The sequence below is a fragment of the Massilia sp. P2_C2 genome, from assembly GCF_056404615.1.
The window spans coordinates 1-3,540 of sequence record NZ_JBFUDR010000458.1 but is presented as its reverse complement, the minus strand read 5'-3'; the positions used below and the strand labels follow the sequence as shown (position 1 = coordinate 3,540).

The following is a 3,540-nucleotide window of genomic DNA, read 5'->3' as shown; positions in this document are numbered from 1 at the left end:
GGCGAGCCCCGTCCGCTCCGCCAGCATCAAGAAAAAAGGTCCGATTCGTCGGACCTTTTTTCGTTTCCAGCCCCGGCGGCTTGGTAGGGTGGGCACCCATGTGCCCACGCGAACGCCAGCATGACGCAACCGTCACGCGTGGGCACGGGTGCCCACCCTACGCGCGCTTCAGCACCGGCGCGTCGATCTCGACGCGGTTGCGGCCACCAGTCTTGGCTGTATACAAGGCGTGATCGGCACGCGCCAGGGCCGCCGTCAATTCCTCGTCCGGGTCGATCATCACGAGACCGATGCTGACCGTCATGCGATAAGTGGCGGCGCAGGCGAGTGCGGGCGCCTCGGCGACGGCGGCGCGCAGGCGTTCGGCGGCATACTGCGCGCAGGCCAGCGACGTGCCCGGCATTGCCAGCGCGAATTCCTCGCCGCCGAGCCGGCCCATCACATCGTTCTCGCGCAGGCTGGCGCGCGCGGTGTCGGCGAACAAGCGCAGGGCTTCGTCGCCACAGGCATGACCAAAACTGTCGTTGAGCTGCTTGAAGTGGTCGAGGTCGAGCATCATCAGTGCGATCGGCTTGCGCAGGCGCACCGCCAGCTGGCGCGCGCGCTCGGCCCGCTCGAAGAAAGCGCGGCGGTTCAGCATGTCGGTCAGGCCATCGATCGTGGCCAGGCGCTGCATGCGTTGATCGTCTTTCAGCTTGCACAGCAGCAGGAAACCGAACCCATTGACGATCATCAGCAGATAGCTGGCCAGATAGACGAAGCCATACACGGGGTTCACATTGAACGTCCCGACGCCATTGGCCACGCCCACCCAAATCCAGATCGCGATGGCGAACAGGGCATCGTTGGCACCGATAATGCGCTGCAGCAGCGGCGCATCGGCCTGCGGCCGCAGCAGGATGGCCGCGGCGMCGGACGCAAACAGGGCGACGAGCACCGCCACGACCTGCATCATCTGTTCGCGCGACACCTGTGCCATTGTCGCGATGGCGACGGCGGCCAGGGCCGCGGCGGATGCCGGCACAAGCTTGCGCTGCCAGTTGCCGAACCCGAAGAAGACGCAATACGACGCCACCTCCAGTGCGACACCGCCTACCCAGCCGAATGCGGCCAGCTCTTCCGCGATACGCAGCCCGGCATGCGGCGCCGCCCAGCAACAGATCTGCGCGAGGCCGGACGACAGGCGCGCCCACATCCAGGTGCACAGGCCCGGGTTTGGCGCCGCCCCACGCATGTAACCGGCCATCAGCAACGCAAACGCCGTGTTGCCGACGCCGAGCGCCAGCATGAAGGTCTGGATATCGATCACTCGTTTCCCCCTGGTCGGAAGTGATGAGATGATGCAATGTAAATAATAAATATTTCCCGAGAGAATTATATTACACGTTTCCCAACCACTTGCACGCACGATTTGCAGTATCCCATAAGCAAGATAAAAGTGTTGCATCGCAACAAATCGCACCCAGCATGCGTTGCTGCGCAAGCACAAATGAATAGTTCATAATTGATTGGCAGCTACCCGGCTGCATCGTCCTGGAGCTTCCGTGATTCTTGGTTTTTTGAAATCGTCCACGCTATCCCCTCGCCAGCTCCGGCTGCAGAACACGGCACTGTTCCGCTCCCTCAAGCCGCTGGAAATCAAACTGGTGGATGGCCTGATGCACGAGCGGCGCTACCTGCCGAACGAAATCGTGTTCGACGAAGGCGAGGAAGGCCAGGCGCTGTACCTGGTCATGAGCGGACACGTCCAGATCAGCCGCACGCATAGCCGCGGGCGCCAGATCGTGGGAGAACTGGGTCCAGGTAACTTCTTTGGCGATATGGCCCTGCTGGATAATTCACCGCGCAGCGCCCAGGTACGCGCCCTCGACGCCTGCGAATTGGCCGTGTTCTTCCGCGACGACTTCGTGGCCCTGATGGACACGGATGCCGTGATCGGCTACAAGATCTCGCTGGCGTTGGCACGCCACATCGGCCAGCGCCTGCGCGGCTTGCTCGACGGCTACACCCAGGCGGAGGCCTTGTGAGCCACGGCCCTCTTCGCGACGAGCGCAGCGGCCCATTCGTCTGGACGGGCATCATCGGCATCACGTGCCTGCTGCTGGTGCTGCTCGAGCACATGCTGTGGCTGGTGCTGCCGTTCATCCTCGGCACCGTCACGTACTACATCCTGCTGGGTCCGATGCAACGCCTGCTGCGCGCCGGCTTTACCCGCAACGTCTCGGCCACGCTCGTCTGCACCGTCTTCTTCGGCGCCTGTACCCTGGTGGCGATCGCGACGATGACGTGGACCGCCGAGCCCGGGGACACCGACAGCTGGCACAAGACGGGCGCCCTGTACCTGGACGGCGGCGTCGCATTCGTGCGCAACACGATGACGCTGCTGGAAGCCAAGTTCCCGATCCTGGCCGAGATGCATTTGACCTCGGTCGTCAACAAACGTTTTAAAGCCTATACCGACAACTTCGCCCAACGCCACCTGACGTCCTTCCTGCTGGGCGCGGCCGGCTGGCTGCCGTCGCTGTTGCTGGCGCCGTTCCTCGCCTTCTTCTTCCTGCGCGATGGGCTGCGCTTCAAGAAATTCCTCGCCCGCGCCGTGCCGAACGCCTATTTCGAACGCACCCTGTTCCTGCTGCACCAGGTCGACCAGACCGCGCGCCGCTATTTCGAAGGATTATTGAAGCTGACCGTACTGGACACCATCGTGCTCGGCTTCGGCCTGTGGGTGATCGGCGTCTCGTCGCCGCTGCTGCTGGGTTTCATTTCCGCGCTGCTGGCCTGGGTGCCGTTCGTCGGCTCGGTGGTGGGCTGCATGATGGTCGTGGTCGTCGCCGCCACCGACGCCCCGAGCAACCCGCTGATCGCCTATGGCGCGATCGTCGTCTTCATCCTGGCGCGCCTGCTGGACGACTTCGTCTTCATGCCGCTGACCCTGGGCCGCAGCCTGCACATCCACCCATTGGTCACCGTGCTGATGATCTTCATCGGCGGCGCGCTGTCCGGCGTGGCCGGCCTGATGCTCGTGCTGCCGCTGCTGGGCGTCGTGATGGTGATCGGCGAGACCATGGGGCGGCTGATGACCAATCCGCGGCTGCGGGCGCGGCATCGGTACGCGCGGGCGTTGCGTGAGAAGCAGGCGAGTGCCGACCTGAGCGTCTAAAAATTCGGGGTCAGAGCACTTTTTGGTGACATGTTGCCAAAGCATGCTCGTCTGCGCCGTGCACCGTGCGCACTGCGAGACGAGGTATCGGCATGTTCCGTCGAAGGGATGACATCAATGGCCAAAGTTGGCCCTAGGATATTTGCGCAAAAAGTGCTCTGACCCCGAATTTGCGGCTTATTTGCGCCCTGCCTTCGGCTTGGATTTGATGGTCGACAGGATCCCAGCCTTCGCCCTGGACGGCGGCGGCGTGAACGGCGCCGGCTCGCCGCGGCGCTCGTTGCGGTCGCCGCCACGCGCATTGCGGCGCGGCGCCACTTCGATCACGCGGCCCTTCGGCGCATCTCCGCGCGGCGCGACCGGCGGCCGGCGCTCGCCGC

4 protein-coding genes are annotated in these 3,540 nt (G+C 63.9%); 2 read left to right on the top strand and 2 right to left on the bottom strand.

Annotated features, from left to right (window positions below; all coding sequences use genetic code 11):
- Window positions 1-157: 157 nt before the first annotated feature.
- A complete protein-coding gene (locus AC1DYX_RS29305; RefSeq protein WP_477265461.1) occupies window positions 158-1,309 on the bottom strand; it encodes a GGDEF domain-containing protein in 1,152 nt (383 codons plus the stop codon).
- Window positions 1,310-1,544: 235 nt separating this feature from the next.
- On the opposite strand from AC1DYX_RS29305, the gene AC1DYX_RS29300 reads away from it, so the two are divergent.
- Together AC1DYX_RS29300 and AC1DYX_RS29295 are read left to right on the top strand one after the other, a co-directional pair.
- Entirely contained in the window at window positions 1,545-2,027 is a 483-nt protein-coding gene (locus AC1DYX_RS29300) for a cyclic nucleotide-binding domain-containing protein (protein WP_477265459.1), read from the top strand.
- The gene (locus AC1DYX_RS29295; protein ID WP_477265457.1) at window positions 2,024-3,160 is read left to right on the top strand and encodes an AI-2E family transporter; all 1,137 of its coding nucleotides are present in this window, start codon (window positions 2,024-2,026) and stop codon (window positions 3,158-3,160) included. The genes AC1DYX_RS29300 and AC1DYX_RS29295 overlap by 4 nt, the downstream gene beginning before the upstream one ends.
- Window positions 3,161-3,337: 177 nt before the next feature.
- Here the strand turns inward: AC1DYX_RS29295 and AC1DYX_RS29290 are convergent.
- On the bottom strand, window positions 3,338-3,540 hold a 203-nt coding region (locus AC1DYX_RS29290), incomplete at its 5' end, for a hypothetical protein (protein WP_477265455.1).